Here is a 19,766-nt window from a genome sequence, read left to right on the forward strand (position 1 = left end):
CGTGCTTGATCAAAACCCTAAGGAGGATTACGCACTTATGTCCATTTCATTATCTCAGGCAAAAATTGCATTTGTCGGCGCCGGCTCGATGTCCGAGGCTATTTTCCGAGGGCTTCTAGAACGTAAAGTTGCTCATTCACACAATCTATTTGTTATGAATCGTTCCGATCAAACAAGATTGGAATATCTCCGTTCCGAGTACGATGTAAATGCAACCTCTGATTCTGTCACCAGAGAAGCCTACATCCGCGAGGCTGATGTTGTCGTCCTTTGTATGAAGCCTAAGGATGTCGAAACCGCGTTTGCCGATTTGCAGCCCTTTCTTAGTGAGAAGCAATTGCTTATCTCTGTAATCGCCGGTCTTTCCATTGCCAAAATCGAAGCGTTGTTACAAACACGCATGCCGATTGTCAGAACGATGCCGAACACTTCCTGCACAATAGGCTTAGGCGCTACGGGCATGAGTTTTTCCGCTTCGGTGAGTGAATCGCTTCAACAATTGGCTACCCAAATATTTGAAGCTGTCGGCATAGTCAGTATCGTTGAAGAAACAAAATTAGAAATTGTGACGGGTGTATCGGGCAGTGGCCCTGCTTACGTCTATTATTTCATGGAAGCAATGATTAAAGCGGCTATTCAAGGGGGTCTATCCGAGGAAGATGCGCGCCAGCTTACGCTTCAAACTGTACTTGGAGCAGCGCATATGGTTCAAATAACGCAAGAAAATCCAGCAGAATTGCGTCGCAAGGTCACCTCACCTAATGGCGCTACACAGGCCTCGATTGAAGTTCTGGACAACCATCAATTTGTCGAAGGGATTACTCGCGCAGTTTTCCGCTCTGCGGAACGGGCCAAAGAAATGGGCGAGGAAATCGCTTCCCAACATACAAGCGTGAAAACCGTATAATCACAAGATGACTTACTCTATGTAAAGCAGGTGAAAGATAAAAATGAGCGCTTATTGCTTAGCAACTTATCGGTCTTTCGATGAGAAAGCCGATTTTCATAAAAAAGCGACTAGCATCGCAGTCGGCCTCACGGTTGGCAGCTGGACTGAACTTCCTGAAGCACAAAAGACCCAAATGGAGAAGCACCTTGGCAAGGTCATTTCGGTTGACGTCCATGAACCCGCTCCTGGACAAGGACTATCAGAACGTTACGCCGACATTCAAATCGCATACCCGGACGTTAATTTTAGTCGTGATATTCCAGCCCTATTGGTTACCGTGTTCGGCAAGCTATCTATGGACGGCAAAATCAAGTTAATTGATTTGTCGTTCTCTTCTGATTTTCTTGCTGGTTTTGCCGGTCCCAAATTCGGGATGCAAGGTGTACGCGACCTACTGGACGTACATAACCGTCCGCTTCTAATGAGCATTTTCAAGTCTGTTGTTGGCTATGAACTGCCTGCACTGCGAGAACAATTCTACTTACAGGCCGCTGGCGGCGTGGATTTAATCAAAGACGATGAAATTTTGTTTGAAAATCCATTAACCCCGCTTGAGAAGCGTATTGAGGTCTGCCTGGAAGCCGCTGAGCAAGCGCGCAAGGAAACCGGACAAAAACTGCTCTATGCCGTTAATTTAACGGGGCCGACCTTTGAATTGGCTGAACAAGCTAAAAAAGCCATTCGCGCTGGGGCAAATGCCTTGCTTTTCAACGTGCTTGCTTACGGGTTCGATGTGCTTCATGCGTTAAGCGCCGATCCTGAAATTAACATTCCGATTATGGCACACCCAGCAATGGCTGGCGCTACTTATCCATCTCACCATTATGGCATTTCCGCTTCTGTGTTATTAGGCAAATTAATGCGAATCGCGGGCGCAGACTTAGTTCTCTTCCCTTCGCCTTACGGCTCTGTCGTCATGCCAAGAGATGAGAACTTAGCCATCAAGCATGCGTTGTTAACGAGTGATTTGCGGGCCGATTATGCCTATGGAGCTTCGACTGACGCTGCGTTGAATCTTGCCGCCAGCTTCCCTGTGCCATCCGCTGGGATTCATCCAGGCCTAGTTCCGCTAATTCTGCGTGATTTTGGTGGCGATGTCGTTGTGAATGCAGGCGGAGGCATCCATGGTCACCCGCTTGGCACAATTGCCGGCGGACAAGCATTCCGTCAAGCGATTGACGCAAGTCTGCAAGGTATTACTTTACAAGAATATGCCAAGACACATCCAGAGTTACAAGCAGCTATTGATACTTGGGGGAATAAAGAATGAACAAGGAACGCATCATCTTTTGCGACTTTGACGGTACGATTACCGTGAACGATAACATTGTGGCGATCATGAAGCATTTTAAGCCGCCAGGTTGGGATGAACTCGTCGATCAGGTTGTAGGGAAGAAAATTTCGATCCGTAAAGGCGTTGGCGCGATGTTCGCGCTCCTTCCTACTGCTAGGAAGAAAGAAATCGTCGATTATGCGATTACGAATGCAAAGATTAGAGAAGGTTTCGGGGAATTCGTTGCTTACTGCAAAGAACAGAACATTACATTGCTCATCACAAGCGGTGGCATCGATTTCTTCATCTACCCATTGCTACAACCGTTTTCCATACCAACGGATCACATTTTTTGCAACGCCAGCACGTTCGAAGGCACGACGATTGAAATTCTGTGGCCTCATCGCTGTGATGAACTGTGTTCTACGGACTGCGGCATGTGCAAAACTAGCATTATTCGTTCCTATGATCAAGAACGTTACGAACGTATTATTATCGGTGACAGTATTACCGATTTCGAAGGCGCTAAGCTGGTTGACACCATTTTTGCGAGATCCCATCTCATCGATATGTGTAAACAACTTGATTATCCGTATTATCCTTTCGAAACGTTCTTCGATATTATGAAGCAATTGGAGGCTGAACCGATATCATGAGTATTTTACTAGAAGAGAAACAACGTGCATTCACGGAACTTCGAGACATTAAAGCTAATTTAGCGGCAAGAGGCTGGTTTCCGGCAACGAGCGGCAATCTTTCTGTTCGCGTAGGCGGTTACGCCCCTGATGCCTTCACTTTCGCCATTACATCTAGCGGCAGAGATAAATCGGTCCAGACGCCAGAAGACTTTCTGCTTGTCAATGAGCAAGGTCAACCAACTGAAGCGACTAGCTTGAAGCCATCGGCAGAAACCTTAATCCATAGTGAAATTTACCGTTTAACAGGCGCAGGGGCTATTTTCCATGTGCACACGATTTTCAACAACCTTATTTCCGAGCTATACGGGGAGCGTAAAAGTATTCCCGTCGATGGTGTCGAGCTGATCAAAGCATTCAACATTTGGGATGAAGAAGCACAGATCGAAATCCCAATTTTACCCAATTATGCTGATATTCCGCGTATCGCTGAGCTTGTAGAAGGAGCTATTATCCCTCGCATTCCTGGCATTGTACTTCGTAAACACGGCATCTACGCTTGGGGCGCTAATGCTTTTGAAGCGAAACGCCATTTGGAAGCATTTGAGTTCATCTTCGAATACGTGTACCATTCCCACTTGCTTCATAAAGGTGTCTAGTTACCGTTTACAGACACTTCTTTAGCCAAAAAAGCCAGATCGTCTCCAAGTCATGGAGTGACGATCTGGCTTTTTCTCATAAGTTATCTAGATTGGCGAAAACGCTGCGAATACTCCTTCGCCTGCTCGACAGTCGCTACCCGATTCCTGCTCCATTCAAGCAGGATACGGTCAATGTAGCGGAAATACACTTTTCCAGCAAAGACAGCTTCTTTCAATGCTGTTAAGATCAGTTCTTCTCTATACATATCTTTGTCCAACCAACCGCTGATCGTTTCTAATTCCATTGGCGTCAGTGGTCGTGCAAACTCTTTTTCAAATGTGGTGTATATATCTTTAGCAGCAGCATCAGAATGAATAGGTGCACGAACGGCTGTAAGCGCAGCTGCTTCCTGCTCGATGACGAGCTGCGCAAGCTTTTGGTAGAGCGGCGATAAATTATACCTCTCACACCTCATGCCTGTAGCTTCTTCCGTATCTTCGTCAATCGTAATGAACTGCTCATGCAGCAGCTTCTGCAGACTGGCAATCACTTGATCGGGGGATGCCGTCATCCTCGCTTGGATTTCCTCAATGGTCGGAAAATCGTTCTGTTCCTTTTCAAAAAAGGAAATCAATTGAATGATCGTCATGACCTCAATCTCACTCAACTTCAGTGTTCGGTAATGCTTCAGGAGAAGCGTCGGGACGGTAACACTGCCCTCTCGAAATCCAATCAAAAGAGCTGCTTCCAGCATTTTGCGCGGTGTGGTATCCTGTCTACTCATCTGAATCCCCCCTTTTTACCAATGGTCGATAAAATAGTTTACGGATACAGTCTATAGAGAAGACGTGGGAACGGAATCGTTTCGCGAACGTGATCTAATCCGCAAATCCATGCAACCGTGCGTTCAAGTCCAAGACCAAAGCCGGAGTGAGGCACCGTGCCGTATTTACGCAGATCCAGATACCATTGATAGGCTTCTTTGGATAGTTCATGCTCTTGGAAACGCTGCTCCATAAGCTCAGGATCATCGATCCGCTGGCTTCCGCCGATAATCTCGCCATACCCTTCAGGCGCAATCATGTCTGCACATAACACAACTTCTGGACGGCTAGGATCTGGTTTCATATAGAAAGCTTTGATCTCAGCTGGCCAATGCGTAATAAATACAGGGGTTTCATACTGCGCAGCGATCGCCGTTTCATGCGGTGCGCCGAAGTCCTCGCCCCATTCAAATTCGTGGCCATTATTTTTCAAAAACTCAACAGCCGTATCGTATGTAATACGCGGGAAGCCACCTTGAATCTTTTCCAATTTGGACGTGTCTCGCTCAAGGGTCTCAAGCTCCTTACCGCAGTTCGCTAATACCGTTTGCACAATGTGCGACACGAATTGCTCCTGCACTTCCAAGCTCTCCTCATGATTGACGAACGCCATTTCCGGCTCTATCATCCAGAATTCAATCAGATGGCGACGCGTTTTGGATTTCTCCGCACGGAACGTCGGTCCGAATGAATATACTTTACCTAGCGCCATTGCCGCGGCTTCCATGTACAATTGACCGCTTTGCGTCAGGAAAGCATCCTCATCGAAATATTTGGTATGGAACAAATTCGTTGTGCCTTCGCAGGAGGAAGGCGTCAAAATTGGTGGATCCACCAAATGAAAGCCACGGTCATTGAAGAACTGCTGCACAGCCTGAATAATTTGTGCGCGAATCACAAGAACAGCACGCTGACGCGGACTGCGAATCCAAAGATGACGGTTATCCATTAAGAAATCAACGCCATGCTCCTTCGGCGTAATCGGATATTCCTCCGTTATTTGGATAATTTCCACACCCTGCACATCAAGTTCAAATCCACCCTTGCTGCGCGTATCCTCCTTCACCGTTCCTGTAACATAAAGAGAACTTTCCTGTGTGAGTTTGGTAGCGGCTTCCCATGCTTCTTCGCTGACATCGCTTTTTACAACGACACCTTGTATATATCCGGAGCCATCTCGCAGCTGGAGAAATTGAATTTTACCGCTCGATCTTTTCTTGTTCAACCAACAGCCAATCGTAACGGACTCGCCAACATGATGCTTTACTTCATTAATCGTACACTTCATCTTTCTTTCAAGCCTCCTATACATACCGGAACTTCCCAGTTTTTAAACACCTACACTATTGTACACTATTTCCACAAAAGAATCAGTTCACATGCTTCTGAATAATCCTCTTTGCTGCTTTAGCTTCTCACGCTCTGTTTCCAATTACTAACGCATACGTATCTCGGGCAATCATCCATTCTTCATTAGTTGGAATAACGAGAACTTCCACCCTCGACCCTACTTTCGAAATCCTGCGATCCAGTCCTCTACCTGTGCGATTCGCTGCTTCATCGAATTCCACTCCTAGGAAAGTCAGACCCTCACAAATGGTTTTGCGAAGTAGTTCTGAGTTCTCACCAACGCCTGCGGTGAACACAATCGCATCGACTCCATTCATGGCTGCTGCATATGCGCCAATATATTTTCGTAGTCGATATTCGTACATATTGAAAGCAAGCTGAGCGTTTTTGTCGCCAGACTCCAATGCTTCTACAATTTCACGCATATCGCTGCTGATCCCTGAGATCGCCTGAAGCCCGCTATGCTTATTGAGCATAGAACTGACCTCACCCAACGTCAAATCCTCCTTACCCATCACATAAGGCACGATGGCGGGGTCTAGATCGCCGCTGCGCGTGCCCATCATCAGTCCTTCGAGCGGAGTCATCCCCATGCTCGTATCGACAGATTGGCCGCCTTGTACTGCCGCACAGCTCGCTCCGTTACCGATATGGCAAGTAACAAGCTTGAGTTCCTCCAGTGGGCGTCCTAAGAAGGTAGCGGCGCGTTCGCTAACATACTTGTGCGAGGTGCCGTGGAACCCGTAACGGCGCACCTTGTGCTTCCGGTACAGCGCCATCGGCACAGGGTACAAATAAGCCGGCGCAGGCATTGTTTGATGGAAAGCGGTGTCAAAAACAACAGCCTGCGGTACGCCAGGCATATTCGCATCAACCGCCATAATGCCTAGCATATGCGCTGGGTTGTGAAGGGGCGCGAGATCGAAGAGCCGCTTGATCTCTTGCTTTACGTTTGCGTCAACGAGAACAGAGCTCTTAAACGATTCGCCTCCGTGAACAACGCGATGGCCAACAGCGTCTATCTCCTTGATCGAGGCAAGAACACCCTCTACGGGATGAACGAGCTTCTCGAGCACCTTGCGAATCGCAGTTGTATGCTCAAGAATTTCGCTAACTTCATGAACCTCCGCTTTGCCTGCTGGCTCATGGATCAGAATGGCCGTCTCCATGCCGATACGCTCAACTCTTCCTTTTGCGCAAACGGATTCATCTTTCATATTAAACAATTGATATTTAAGCGAAGAGCTTCCTGCATTTATAACTAAGATGTTCACAGGCGATCACCATCCTTATCGTAGCGGAAGAAACCTTCCCCTGATTTCACGCCAAGATGCCCGGCACGTACCATTTGCTTCAACAAGAAGGACGGGCGGTATTTGATATCGCCAAAATCACGGAACATGCCTTCTAGAGCGGAATAAACCGAATCCAGTCCGAATCGGTCACATAATTCTAACGGTCCATATTTGAAATCATAACCAATCCGCATCGCATTATCGATATCTTCAGCCGAAGCAACACCCTCTGAAAGTGTATGCAATGCCTCATTAATTAACGTGCAAATAAGCCTTGTCGTAATAAAACCAGGCGACTCATTTACTTTAATACTCTTCTTTTGAATAAGCTCGTCAACAAATCTACGCGTCTCTTCAAACGTTTCATCCGTCGTTTTCATTGCTCTAATAATTTCTACAAGATCAATTTTAGCAACGGGATGTAGGAAATGAAGCCCAATAATTCGTCCAGGATTCGTCGTTACAGCCGCGATTTCCGTAACACTCAAAGTAGAAGTATTGCTAGCTAAAATAATTGTCGGCCCACAAATTTGATTCAGTTGGAAGAATACATGCTTTTTGGCATTCAAATCCTCCGTAATCGTCTCGATTACCATATCACAGGCAGCCATATCTTGAAGAGAGTCTGTCTTTTTGATTTTCCCTAGAATTAGCTTTCTCTCTGCTTCAGTCAATGCCCATCTTTCAATTTGTTTATCCAAACTAAGCGAAATCATTTCAATGGCTCGATCCGCCTTGTCCATCGTCTTCTCAGCAAGCAGTACTTCCAAGCCTCTCGCCGCCAACATTTCGGCGATCCCTTGCCCCATTGTGCCTCCGCCTACTACACCAATTGTTTTGAATGCCATCCCCGGTGTCTCCTTCTCCATGCAGTTCTCTATAATTCTCAATGGATTCTCAATAGCGTCCACTACTTAATCATACAAGCTTTGGCCTACGATTTCATTAGTATACGCAAAAGTTTCATGATGTTTTCGCTAGTTAGACACAATTTGAACACCAAAGTACACCAAAAGAAAAACCGCCGACGTTTGTCAGCGGTCATGATTATGCACTTTGCTCCACGCGAGGTCCAAGGAGTTTACGAAACGATTCTCCTGAGAGCACTTCCTCTTTCATTAAGATTGCGAAGGAATGATCAAACACGCCGCGTTGCTGTTCAAGCAGCTCCTTGGTCCGCAGCATAAGCGCGTCCAAGATTGCCGTATTTTCTTTCATTAACTGCTCCTTCGTCACCATCTCACGATCCATAATACCCAATGCCGTCAAACCGGAATCCATCATATTACGAACCATCGATAAGGCTTGTTCAAAATCATTGCGGGACCCTGTACTTCGTCCGCCATAGAAAATTTCTTCAGCTGCCGCTCCGCCTAAAGCAATCATAATCTGTTCTTCGATATAATCTTTGGTGTACAGATATTGATCCTGCGGCGGATTGTGACGCACATACCCTAGCGCCTTGCCCCTTGGGCTTACGGTTACTTGAGACACAGAACCAGGACGAACAATTTCAGCGACAATGGCGTGTCCAAGCTCATGATAAGCGACTCGCTCTTTCTCCTCTTTTGCTGCTTCTTTATCCGTTCGTTCACCCATCATCACTTTATCGATCGCTGAAGCGAGGTGATGCTGCTCCAACGCAGTTTTCTCCTCGCGCAGCGCATAAATCGCCGCTTCATTCAACACGCCTTCAAGCTGTGCGCCCGAGAAGCCAAAGGTTTGTTCGGCAACCGTGTCCAAGGAGACCCCTTCAGCCAGCGGTTTGTTTTTCACATGGATATCCAGAATCGACAATCGCCCCTTCTTATCTGGCAAATCCACATCGATATGACGATCAAAACGTCCAGGACGTAGAAGGGCGCTATCCAACATTTCTTTACGATTAGTTGCCGCCATTATAAGAATGCGTGGAGCGTCGTTCGTATGAATACCATCCATTTCAGTTAGCAATTGATTGAGCGTCTGATCATACTCACGGTGCTGCCCGCCATCGCGTTTACCACCAATTACATCAATTTCATCAATAAAAATAATCGCACTCTCTTTGCCTTCTTTGGCCGCGCGAGTTCTCGCTTCTTTGAAAAGATCGCGAACGCGGCTAGCCCCTACACCCACATACATCTCTACAAACTCACTACCTGAAGCTGCCATATAAACAGAATTCGTATAATGAGCCGCGGCTTTCGCCATTAACGTTTTCCCTGTTCCCGGAGGACCCGTAAGCAAAATACCCTTCAATGGACGAATACCTAACTTTTTGATCTGCTCATGCTTAATCAAGAAATCAAGAGCTTCCATCAATTCGCGTTTTGCTCGATCCTGTCCGCCAATTTGATCAAAAGTTAAATAAGACGGGGTCCGATTTTTACTTTTCCGATCACCGCCACCAGCTGAAATACCTGCGCCACCACGGCTTCTAATCATATAAAACAACGAAACACCCAGTACCGCTACAAATAACAATGGAATTACATTGACACCAATGAAAGCCAAAAAAATGAGCAGCACAGGTACGAACCCGATACTTATTTCTTTATACATTTTACTCATTCGGCCACACTCCTATCTTCGAAGATCGTGGGAGCATTACGAATTTAGAGGATTCACCATCGGTCATATGAATGTATACATAAGATTCATCCATCTCACTATCTACCTTCATGTTAGGAACATCGGCTGCATATTTCTGCAGCGTGGTTGGAATATCTGCATAATGCTTCGTTTCCATTGCCTGCGCAACCTCAAACAATGCTTTGGACCACCATTCTTCAATCTTGGCTGATGGTTTGTCCGTTACTTCCACATGTAAAGAACGCTTTCCGATAATCGAGGAACCTTCCGTCTGTATACGTCTAACGATCTCACGCAAATTAGCGTCTTGCTTCAATTTTAATTCAATGTTTACTTGTGTACTGTCTAGCTTCATTGTCGAACTTTCTACACCTGGAGCATTACCGATAATATCGGATAATGGATTTTCCATGGCGAGACTTGTATAAGCAAACCATCCACCAAATAATACGGCGGAAGAGATGATCACACTCAGGACGACAGGTAAGAGACGTAGCTTCATCAGACAACGTCCCCCTTTCTATAGTCTATTTTGTTATTGCGTTCATTTCTCGTAATTGTATGCTATCGAGTGTACATCATGCGGCACCATTCGTTATTCACTGCTGCTATACGAAAAGTATATCACGCGGCATATACGATAGCTCTATGAAATGAGTGGAAATAACAAAACTCAGCCTAATGCAGGCTGAGTCGATAAGTATCCATATAGGTTCCGTCTTTAAATTTATAATAGTCATAAAAATAACGCGTTCCTGAGTCGTCCTGCTTTTTATAGAAAACCTCCCACACGTAATCATCCCCGAGTTTACCGGGCAATACGCGTTCTACTTCAAAGTCGGTTCCCTTTTTGAGCATAATTTCCCTAACTTGATCCTCGGAGAAACTTTCGGATGACATCTCCGTGTGTACGTCTTTATCAGACACCCAAACAATAACCGGTTGACCGATTTTGTCTTCACCGTACACAATCTTTAATGGTTCATCACCGTAGAAAGAATCTACCTTTGTAGCTTTTGCCAAAATCGTCTTTTCGTAGGCGGTTTCTACAGCTTTACTGTTTTCACCCCAATGTTTATTTTGCACATCCATGTAAAAGCGGCTGAGCACCACACCCAACGTCAATATGATGAACGCGCAGAGTGCCACCGTTCTTTTCCAATTCACGAAGCCGCTCTCCTTTCATAGACGTTAGCCGATTAATTTATCGAAGCATTGCTCGAATTCACTTTTGATCTTTTCTTCATCCAATTTCAGGCATTCGCCTTTACGCACGATCCATTCGCCATTTACACACACATCAACTACATCTTTTGCCGATGCTGAGTAAACAATATGAGAAACGAAGTCTGTCTTCGGCAAGAAATGCGGCTGATCGATGTCTAAAGCGATGAAATCAGCTTTCATACCTTGGGAAAGCTGCCCAACATCCTGCAGCCAAACCGATTCGGCACCCATCTTGGTTCCCATCAACAGTGCTTCAGCAGCAGGCACAGCTGTAGGGTCGCCCGATACGCCTTTGTGAATCAAAGCGGCAAGTCTCATTTCCTCAAACATATCCAAATTGTTGTTGGAAGCCGCGCCATCCGTACCAAGTGAAACTTTCACTCCTGCACGAAGCAGCTCAGGGACGCGTGCCACACCGCTGGCAAGCTTAAGGTTACTACCTGGGTTGTGCGAAATGCGCACGTCATACTGCTTCAATATTTGTATTTCTTCATCAAGAAGGTGAACGCCATGCGCTACTAAGGTAGGTCTTGAAAACACACCGATTTTTTCTAAATGAGCGACAGGACGCAGTCCATATTGATCAACATTCGCTTGTACTTCACGACTTGTCTCAGACATATGAGTATGTATAGGTAGGTTTAAGTCATGTGCCGCTTGCACGATACGTTCAATATAATCCGGTGGACATGTATACGGGGCATGTGGAGACATCATCGTCGTAATGCGGCCATCCGCTTTACCGTGCCAGTTTCTTGCGAATTCCGTCGCTTCTTTTAACTTGGCATCTTGAATTTCAGGTGGACACAAGCCAATTACACCGCGGGTCAAAACGCCGCGCATACCCGATTGTTCAATCGCAATGGCAACTTCATTCATATGATCGTACATATCAACGATCGTTGTTGTTCCGCCTTTAATCATCTCAACAATCGAGAGCAGCGTTCCCCATTTTACGTCTTGTGAGCTGAATTTGGCTTCCATTGGCCACATCTTCTCTTCAAGCCAGATCTGCAAAGCAAGATCATCGCCATAACCGCGAAGTAATGACATTGCTGCATGTCCATGGGTATTTACGAGCCCAGGCATGTAAACCTTATTGGTGCCATCGACAACTTCATCATAATTCTCGTGAGGTTCAGGCGCTAGTTCGCCAATATATGTAATTTGGTTGCCTTCAATGACCATACAGCCTTTGATGAACGTTTTCGCTTCATTAATTGTAATGAAAATACCGTTTTTAATTAATGTTTTTTTCATACTAAATAATCCTCTCTCTGTTCATTCTATAAAAGAACATTGCCTTTTCAACTTTACATCTTCAAGCATGTAAAATCAAGGAGGTCGAACTTTGTTGAGAAATTGTAAAGTGTCACGTATTTTTCGTTGCTTTAGATAGGAATATTATGATATTTTTAATTTTGTGAGTTTTTTCACTCATTTGGTCTGATTATCTCATAAATTCGATCAAAATCTTGTACATACAGAAAAATTTAGGAGGGTTCTATGACAACGCTATTTACGAAAAAGAACGAAATCGATTTTCTACAGCTTCTTATCCGTGCAGCAGAGAATGCATTGAAAACCGCTCAATTGTTCAGAACAGCCATGATGGGCGATAAACCGCCGATCGACTATCTCAAAGACATTAATGACTTGGAGCATGAAGGGGACTCCATTACGCATGAAATCTTCAAAGGTCTAAACAAAGTATTCATCACTCCGCTTGATCGCGAAGATATTATGGAACTGGCGTCCAAAGTCGATGATGTTACTGATGGCATTGAAGCTACAATCGCTCGCTTTGACTATCTCGGCGTTTCTCATACGGACAGTTATATGAAAGAATTTTCAGCAGTTATCGTTGAGTCCTGCCAGCATATGCTGGACGCGTTCAAACTGCTTTCCAAAAAAAAATATATGCAAATTCCCGAGCATACGGTTGCCATTAACAGCCTTGAAAATGACGGAGATCGCTTGATGCGCGAAGGCATTCGTCAAATTTTCATTGCGCGCAAAGATCCCTACGAAGATTTCAAATTGAAAGAAATTTATGAACGCCTGGAAGAGACGACAGACGCTTGTGAAGACGTAGCCAACATTCTTGAAAGTGTGGTTCTTCGTTATTCATAAGAACCGATCAGGTCCTATGCTTACGAAGAAAGTTTTGCTCATGCAAAACGCTTAGGAGGAAATCATGTTAACTTATCTGATCGTCATCGTGGTACTTGCCCTGTTGTTTGACTTCATCAATGGATTTCACGATACGGCCAATGCCATCGCTACATCGATCTCTACTCGTGCGTTAAGCCCCCGTGTTGCCGTCATGATGGCGGCAACACTCAACTTCGTTGGAGCGGTCGTATCATCCGAGGTTGCCAAAACGGTTGGTGGAAGTATCGCCAACCCGGCAAAAATCGAAAATGGTGTAGAAATTGTCATAGCCGCTTTACTTGCCGCTATTATTTGGAATCTCCTGACTTGGTATTTAGCAATCCCCTCATCCTCTTCACATACATTGCTTGGTTCCTTAGCAGGGGCAGTTATTGCTGGAGCAGGTCTTCATGCCGTGAATTGGAGTGGTTTTACACAAATCATTATTATATTGATTTTATCGCCGATTATTGCCTTCGTTCTCGGTTATCTGATCATGGTATTGATTAAATATATCATTCTATGGTCAGGGAATACATCTAGATCAAAGCTAAATCGTATGTTCCGTACGTTACAGATTTTATCTGCTGGTTTACTCTCTTATTCCCACGGAGGCAACGATGCCCAAAAGGCAATGGGGATTATCGTTTTCGGTCTTGTCGCTGCAGATTACCAAACGGATTTGACTGTTCCGCTTTGGGTTAAAATCTCAGCCGCATTGGCGATGGGACTAGGAACCTCCATAGGAGGATGGCGAATTATCAAAACCATCTCAGGTAAAATCGTTAAAATCGAGCCGATCAATGGCTTCGCGGCTGATTTAACCTCATCCTTGGTCATTCAATTCTCAACCCATATTGGAAAACCATTGTCTACAACACACGTCATCTCTTCCGCAATTATCGGTACAGGCAGTGTCCTTCGGTTTCACGAGGTTCAGTGGGCAACTGTTGGACGTATGCTTGTTACTTGGGTTATTACGATTCCTATCAGCATTGCATTAGCCTTCTCGATTTACTTTGTTTTGTTCAAAGTTATTTTTTAATAAAAACTTACAAAGAAATCGGTTCTTTTATTCAATTCCATTGCTTCTTGCACCCAAAAAGGTACAACCTCGAAGTGTTCACTCGGGGTTGTACCTTTTTTTCATGTGAGGAAGATATTTGATTGATGATGAAACACGCAATTTTAAGAATAATAACTTGTGATACTCCTTTTTCACGTCAATTCCTTCAATAATGAGCCCATATGGTTCTAGGCAAACTAGTTTTGATTAATAAACAACAGGGAGATTTACTAGCGCTCATAAAACCAACTGCGGGTTCCACTGTATGTCCGCAGTCGGTATAGCCAATTGCAGCTTAGGCAACCGTCTGAGAAGCGTCGTAAGGCCAATTTGACCCTCTAGCCTTGCTAATGGAGCACCCAAACAAAAATGAATGCCTTGACCGAATGCCAGATGCCGAATCTCTTGACGCTTGATTTTCAAAACGTCTGGATCAGCAAACTGCTGCGGATCACGATTAGCCGATGCAATAACTAACAATACCAGTTCTCCACGAGGGATAATCGTTCCCCAAACTCGATATCCTCGCTCGCGAATTGTTCTGTCGTCCGCGGAATTGCTCTCTATCTTCAAGCGGTAAACCAAGTAATTCCATGATTACAATAATGGGCAGCGGGTAAGCAAAATCATGAATTAGATCCATGGATCCTCTTTCTTCTACTTCGTCCAACAGCTCATCCGCAATCTGTTGAATGCGTCCCCCAAGTTGTTCGATCAGACGGGGCGTAAACCCTTTATGTACCAAGGATCTTAATCGGGTGTGACTGGGTTCGTCAAGATCCAGCATATTCTGAGACAACTGCCGCATCAACTCAATCTTGGGCGGCATTTGCGCAAGTTCTTCCGGAGTCATCGTGTTGCGCACGTCTTTAACAAAGCGCCTATCCTTCAGAGCAGACAACACATCTTCGTACCGCGTTATCAACCAAAGTCCTTGTCCGTCCGGTAATGCAACCCGATAAACTGGTGCTGCTTCACGCATGTAAGCATAAGTAGGATATATGGTTCAAGGGACTAGAAAAACTAATTTATATAAGATTTTTCAAGTCCTTCTTGATCCCTACACCTCACAAAAAAAGAGCTGCCTCTCAGCAGCTCAAAAGCTAATCGAGAGACAACTCTATTTTAATCCAAATAGTACGCTAAGCTTTGCAAATCTGTCGTAAAATCAGCATGATGAACACGAATCTCAGGAGGAACTTTAATAATAACAGGAGCAAAGTTAAGAATAGCTTCAATTCCGCATTCTACAAACTGATTAGCTACATTTTGCGCTTCTACAGCAGGGACAGTAATGATCCCGATGCGTACACCAAGCTTCGTTAATGTCATCTTCATCTCCTGCATAGGCTGTACAATCAAGTTATTAATTGTTTCCCCCTCTTTGTCTGGCAAAGCGTCGAAGACGGCCACAATTTTCATATCATTGCGTAAGTACGTATTATAATTGCATAGGGCTCGCCCCAAGTTGCCCGCTCCCACGAGTGCCACTTGGATGTGCCGATCAAGCTTCAAAATTTGTCGAATCTTCTCAATCAGGTAAGCTACGTCATAGCCAATCCCTTTTTTCCCGAACTCCCCGAAATAGGCTAAATCCTTCCGAATTTGCGCTGGATTTAAATCCAGCTTCTGACCAAGATCCTGCGACGACACGGTCATGATATTTTTCATTGAAAGCTCATTAAGAAAGCGTAAGTAAATCGGCAATCGGCGGACAACGGCCTCCGAAATTTTTTGTGTCTTCATTGCTCCACCTCCCCCATCCATTGCTCAATCCTCGGTAACATTTGCTCCGTCGTCATATGTTCAATCTTTGGTCCAGGCAATGAATAGAGGAAGTGCTTGCCATAGTACGTATCAATGACTCTCGTGTCGTAAATAATAACAATCCCCTTATCAGAAGCTCTTCGCACGAGTCTGCCAAAGCCTTGCTTAAAGCGAATAACGGCCTGAGGAACGGAAAACTTCATAAAAGGATTCTCATTACGCTTCTTAATGTTCTCGCATTTGGCCTCAACAAGCGGATGATTAGGCGGTTGAAAGGGTAATCGAATAATTGCTAAGCAGCTGAGCGCATCTCCCGGAATGTCGACGCCTTCCCAGAAAGAACTGGTTCCAAGCAGAACACACATCTTATTATCTTGGAACATACGGGTCAGCTTACTTCGATTACCGCTGTCTACGCCCTGCCCAAGCACCGTAATTCCATGTGGCTTCAAGCGATCTTTCATTCCTGCGTAAATTTGCTTCAACATCCGATTAGATGTACATAAAATGAGCATGCGTCCCTTGGTCACAAGTGCTACATCACTAAGAGATTCAATAAGTGCATTTATATAAACAGGATCGCCGGAAGGTCCTTTAATCGTCGGGAAATCCCGAGGGATTACGACAAGAGCCTGTTCCCTATAATTAAATGGCGATGGCAGCTGCACCGTCTTCAACTTTCCAGTTTCTTCATCCCTCGGAATGTGCAGCCCAAGCTGGTCAGCCGAATATTGAAACGATTTGTTAACGGACAAAGTTGCCGAAGTAAGCACTATGCTCTCTTTCAATTCGAAAAAGTGCGTCTGGAGCAATGCACTTACATCAGTTGGCACGGAAAGGAGCTGAAGTGACTTGGCTTTTGCGTATGTCCCGGCTTCCATCCAGTACACATACCCTTCGTCCGCCATTTTCATAAAGAAATGTAAAGCGTCTCTGTGGCTGTAAAGCTCTTTTACCGTACCATTCAAATCGGTGACCAACCCTTGAACCTCAAAAACTTCCTGCATCTCTTTGATTTCACTCAAGAGCTTATCTAATGTGCGCAGCAAGTCGTTTGCATTCAAATATATATTGTCCTCCATGATCAGAAGCTCGTTCCAGTTAGGAGGCAGCAGTTCCGGCTTCACTCTCAGCACATATTGTGAATTTTCCGTCTGAGAGGGGTCGCTCTTCGAGGAAAGCAGCTCATAGAGGGACTCGCTTAGACGATCCCAGTCTTCTTTTATTTTGATGATTTTCGGATATAACGTGTCGATTGTATAGCTCCATGCTGCCACTCGTTCAGGATGATCGTCTGATTTCTGCAAACGAAAGCGGAGCATCGGCAGTTGACCACTGCGCGTATCTTTATATAGCCATAGTAAGGAGTGATAAAAAGCCGAAGCATGTAGTTCAATACCAAGATGCTTGCTTGCCACTTCTTCAAAGTGATGCGCCTCATCGATCACCAAGTGCTTGTAAGCCGGCAGAAGCCGATTCTCAGCCTTCATATCCGTAAATAAAAGAGAATGATTGGTGATGACAACATCAGCTGCATTCGCATCGTTACGAGCCCGGTGGTAGAAACATTTCTTATACCATGGACACATCCGATTCAAGCAGGAGTCCGTGTCACTAGCAACCGTATGCCAGAACTGTGCCCCTTTATTGCCGAAATGCAGTTCTTCCTCATCCCCATGCTCCGTCTCACTGAGCCATACAACCATTTGCGCAGCCGTAAGCGGATCTTCCTTACCGTTCTCGTAATCACGCGTCGTCAGCTTATTCTCGAATTTACGCAAACAAAGATAGTGACTTCTTCCCTTAAGCACAGCGGCATTGAATTTAACAGGAAAAATATCCTTGAGCAAGGGAATATCCCTTTCTCTAAGCTGCTCTTGTAAATTAATCGTGTGGGTTGAAACAATCACTTTCTTCTCGTTCTTGATGCCATAGTATAGAGAAGGAATTAGATAACCCAGTGATTTACCAGTACCTGTTCCTGCTTCAATCATCAAATGCTGATCGTTTTCCAGCGACTGCTCAACCTCACGAATCATTTGCTCTTGCGATTCTCGCTCTTCGAACACCTCAAACTTCATCTTAAGCGCAGCCTTTAATCCATCCTGAAACTGCGAAAAAGATCCAAGCTTATCCACATCTTCGTCTTCGCGGATGGCTGCTTCATCGCCCCAATCACTCACATTGATCGTAAATTGACGAAAATAACGATGCGCATCAGTATCGACAGCTGTTTCTGACTCTTTGAAGAGGCAAATTTCATCCAGAAACCAGCTTAAATCGTTGGCTCCGCTTTCGAGAATTTGATTCAACCTCTGAACCGTTAAAAGCGGCAATCCCAACAATCGTTCTAAACAAATAATCCATATGAGTGCCGTAACTTCCGCATCGCTATCAGCTTGATGAGGTCTCTCATGATCCAAACCGAACATGCTGGCTACCATACTCAACTGAAGGCTTGAAATGGACGGGAACAGCACGCGCAACATATCCATCGTATCCAAAACACGTCCTGAAAACGGCGGATACCCCGTTTTTGTCAGCCCTCTTTGCAAAAAAGTTAAATCAAATGAAACATGATGACCCACAAGTACGCAATCGAATAAAAGTGGAAACATATCCGACATCACTTGATCGAGCGACGGGGCGTCTTTAACCATATCATCTGTAATTCCCGTTAAGGTCGTAATCGAAGAAGGTATACTGATCCCCGGTTTCACCAGAGAAGTATACCTATCAACGATTTGAAATTGATCTATAATGACGAGCCCAACCTGGATAATCTCATCCGTCGATTGGCTTCCTGTCGTTTCAAAATCCAATACTGCAAATTTCATGACGTATACATTCAATCCCTTCGTCCTGCTCTTCTCCTAGCATACCAAATCTCATCAGGAAAAGGGAATACTTACTTCAATTCGTTAGGATTCATCCAGATTGATTAGTGGTTCCATGCAGGAAGGATCGGTATGGTACGCTTTTTGAAAATACTCAAAAGCCTTTTCCATATTTTGATTCTGAATTTGGATACAACCCATAGCATTGTAAGAGATGGCCTTCATTTTCGAATTTTCGGTTAGAGGGAGGAGAAACTGAAAATGTCGATAAGCTTCTCCATATTCCCCTTTTCGCAAATAACCCATTGCCAAATAAACCCTTGCCAATAAAAAATCCGGCTGTCGCTTAATCAGGGTTTCGAATTCTAGAATCGCCTGATCGTACATATGCAGCTTGTAATAACCCTGTCCCCTCATAAACTCATCGGTTTGCTTACTGGACAAGTCAAGATCCATGAGCTCATTATGAAGGGTTTGAGTACTGATCGGTACGGCCCCGTAAAACTTTCCCAGCTTCTCCTCGAATAGCAGCCAAGCCTCAATAAACTCGTCGCTCATCGTTTTTAATACTTGTAATTGCTCATCAAGTTCTGCTTTTTTGTCCCCATTACTGCTCGGATATTCTTTTTGGATTTCTTCCAAAACTTCGTTCATTGTGGAAAATAAATGCTTAAACATTTGGCATCCCACCTTTGCTTCGAAAGCTTATCCTCATTCTTTGTAAACAGCGACAATTTCATTCATAAAATTGTAACGAAACTACGGAACTAAGCACTCTTAAAGGATCGTTGAATGAGCTTCTTCTTTGAGCAGTTGAGCCACGCGGTTACCTTCGCCCATAATGGCAATTGTGGGATGATGATGCTTCGCCTGCTCCTCTGTCATCATCGCGTAGGAAATAATGATAACGGTATCTCCCGTCTGAACCAATCGCGCAGCCGCACCATTCAGACAAATGACACCGGAGCCGCGAGGCCCCGGGATAATGTAAGTTTCAAGACGCGCTCCATTGTTGTTATTAACAATTTGCACCTTTTCATTCGGGTACATATCAACAAGGTCAAGCAAGTCTTCATCAATCGTGATACTGCCAATATAATTCAAATTTGCTTCCGTTACCGTAGCTCGGTGGATTTTTGCTTTCATCATTGTACGAAACATGGCTGTCACTTC

At 44.8% G+C, this 19,766-nt stretch carries 20 protein-coding genes; 6 read left to right on the forward strand and 14 right to left on the reverse strand.

All coding sequences use genetic code 11. The features are described 5' to 3' along the window. The first annotated feature begins 37 nt into the window (after positions 1–37). From proC to mtnB, 4 genes are read left to right on the forward strand one after another with little or no spacing between them, the layout of a single operon-like run. Positions 38–907 (forward strand): pyrroline-5-carboxylate reductase, encoded by an 870-nt coding sequence (gene proC, locus GK047_RS08355; protein WP_163944115.1) that lies wholly within the window; start codon positions 38–40, stop codon positions 905–907. 43 nt (positions 908–950) lie between these two features. Beyond that, positions 951–2,219: a 2,3-diketo-5-methylthiopentyl-1-phosphate enolase gene (locus GK047_RS08360; protein ID WP_163944118.1), complete on the forward strand. Its 1,269-nt coding sequence runs from the start codon at positions 951–953 to the stop codon at positions 2,217–2,219. Next, positions 2,216–2,878 (forward strand): 2-hydroxy-3-keto-5-methylthiopentenyl-1-phosphate phosphatase, encoded by a 663-nt coding sequence (locus GK047_RS08365; RefSeq protein ID WP_163944121.1) that lies wholly within the window; start codon positions 2,216–2,218, stop codon positions 2,876–2,878. The genes GK047_RS08360 and GK047_RS08365 overlap by 4 nt, the downstream gene beginning before the upstream one ends. After that, the gene (mtnB, locus tag GK047_RS08370; protein ID WP_163944124.1) at positions 2,875–3,516 is read left to right on the forward strand and encodes a methylthioribulose 1-phosphate dehydratase; all 642 of its coding nucleotides are present in this window, start codon (positions 2,875–2,877) and stop codon (positions 3,514–3,516) included. Before GK047_RS08365 ends, mtnB begins: the two co-directional genes overlap by 4 nt. An 83-nt stretch (positions 3,517–3,599) precedes the next feature. On the opposite strand, the gene GK047_RS08375 is transcribed toward mtnB, so the two are convergent. The 8 genes from GK047_RS08375 to GK047_RS08410 form a co-directional block, all read right to left on the reverse strand. Next, complete coding sequence (locus tag GK047_RS08375) at positions 3,600–4,283, reverse strand: DnaD domain-containing protein (RefSeq protein WP_163944127.1); 684 nt, start codon at positions 4,281–4,283, stop codon at positions 3,600–3,602. 38 nt (positions 4,284–4,321) lie between these two features. Further along, positions 4,322–5,611, reverse strand: a complete 1,290-nt coding sequence (asnS, locus tag GK047_RS08380; protein ID WP_163944130.1) for an asparagine--tRNA ligase — start codon at positions 5,609–5,611, stop codon at positions 4,322–4,324. Positions 5,612–5,738: 127 nt separating this feature from the next. After that, positions 5,739–6,947 (reverse strand): acetate/propionate family kinase, encoded by a 1,209-nt coding sequence (locus GK047_RS08385; RefSeq protein ID WP_163944133.1) that lies wholly within the window; start codon positions 6,945–6,947, stop codon positions 5,739–5,741. Continuing rightward, positions 6,944–7,816 carry a 3-hydroxyacyl-CoA dehydrogenase family protein gene (locus tag GK047_RS08390; protein WP_163944136.1) on the reverse strand — a complete coding sequence of 291 codons (873 nt, stop codon included), beginning with the start codon at positions 7,814–7,816 and terminating at the stop codon, positions 6,944–6,946. Before GK047_RS08390 ends, GK047_RS08385 begins: the two co-directional genes overlap by 4 nt. Positions 7,817–8,015: 199 nt before the next feature. Then, positions 8,016–9,521: an AAA family ATPase gene (locus GK047_RS08395; RefSeq protein ID WP_163944140.1), complete on the reverse strand. Its 1,506-nt coding sequence runs from the start codon at positions 9,519–9,521 to the stop codon at positions 8,016–8,018. Continuing rightward, a complete protein-coding gene (locus GK047_RS08400; RefSeq protein WP_163944143.1) occupies positions 9,514–10,044 on the reverse strand; it encodes a hypothetical protein in 531 nt (176 codons plus the stop codon). Before GK047_RS08400 ends, GK047_RS08395 begins: the two co-directional genes overlap by 8 nt. A gap of 176 nt (positions 10,045–10,220) precedes the next feature. Beyond that, the gene (locus GK047_RS08405) at positions 10,221–10,709 is read right to left on the reverse strand and encodes a cell wall elongation regulator TseB-like domain-containing protein (protein ID WP_163944147.1); all 489 of its coding nucleotides are present in this window, start codon (positions 10,707–10,709) and stop codon (positions 10,221–10,223) included. A 24-nt stretch (positions 10,710–10,733) separates the two neighbouring features. Continuing rightward, positions 10,734–12,029, reverse strand: a complete 1,296-nt coding sequence (locus GK047_RS08410; RefSeq protein WP_163944150.1) for an amidohydrolase — start codon at positions 12,027–12,029, stop codon at positions 10,734–10,736. A gap of 246 nt (positions 12,030–12,275) precedes the next feature. Between GK047_RS08410 and GK047_RS08415 the strand changes: the two genes are divergently transcribed. Then, on the forward strand, positions 12,276–12,902 hold the full coding sequence (locus tag GK047_RS08415; RefSeq protein WP_163944153.1) for a DUF47 domain-containing protein: 627 nt from the start codon (positions 12,276–12,278) through the stop codon (positions 12,900–12,902). 64 nt (positions 12,903–12,966) lie between these two features. Beyond that, entirely contained in the window at positions 12,967–13,968 is a 1,002-nt protein-coding gene (locus GK047_RS08420; RefSeq protein WP_163944156.1) for an inorganic phosphate transporter, read from the forward strand. A gap of 258 nt (positions 13,969–14,226) precedes the next feature. On the opposite strand, the gene GK047_RS29185 is transcribed toward GK047_RS08420, so the two are convergent. The 6 genes from GK047_RS29185 to panD form a co-directional block, all read right to left on the reverse strand. After that, entirely contained in the window at positions 14,227–14,469 is a 243-nt protein-coding gene (locus tag GK047_RS29185) for a cytochrome P450 (RefSeq protein WP_205516571.1), read from the reverse strand. Next, positions 14,447–14,971: a cytochrome P450 family protein gene (locus GK047_RS08425; RefSeq protein WP_205516573.1), complete on the reverse strand. Its 525-nt coding sequence runs from the start codon at positions 14,969–14,971 to the stop codon at positions 14,447–14,449. Before GK047_RS08425 ends, GK047_RS29185 begins: the two co-directional genes overlap by 23 nt. A 143-nt stretch (positions 14,972–15,114) precedes the next feature. Further along, a complete protein-coding gene (locus GK047_RS08430) occupies positions 15,115–15,735 on the reverse strand; it encodes a redox-sensing transcriptional repressor Rex (RefSeq protein ID WP_163944159.1) in 621 nt (206 codons plus the stop codon). After that, entirely contained in the window at positions 15,732–18,593 is a 2,862-nt protein-coding gene (gene dinG, locus GK047_RS08435) for an ATP-dependent DNA helicase DinG (RefSeq protein ID WP_163944162.1), read from the reverse strand. The genes GK047_RS08430 and dinG overlap by 4 nt, the downstream gene beginning before the upstream one ends. 84 nt (positions 18,594–18,677) lie before the next feature. After that, the gene (locus tag GK047_RS08440; protein WP_163944165.1) at positions 18,678–19,271 is read right to left on the reverse strand and encodes a tetratricopeptide repeat protein; all 594 of its coding nucleotides are present in this window, start codon (positions 19,269–19,271) and stop codon (positions 18,678–18,680) included. Between the two features lie 99 nt (positions 19,272–19,370). Then, positions 19,371–19,754 (reverse strand): aspartate 1-decarboxylase, encoded by a 384-nt coding sequence (panD, locus tag GK047_RS08445; RefSeq protein WP_163944167.1) that lies wholly within the window; start codon positions 19,752–19,754, stop codon positions 19,371–19,373. Between the last annotated feature and the right edge of the window lie 12 nt (positions 19,755–19,766).

The sequence above is a fragment of the Paenibacillus sp. SYP-B3998 genome (genome assembly GCF_010820665.1).
Lineage (GTDB): Bacteria > Bacillota > Bacilli > Paenibacillales > NBRC-103111 > Paenibacillus_E.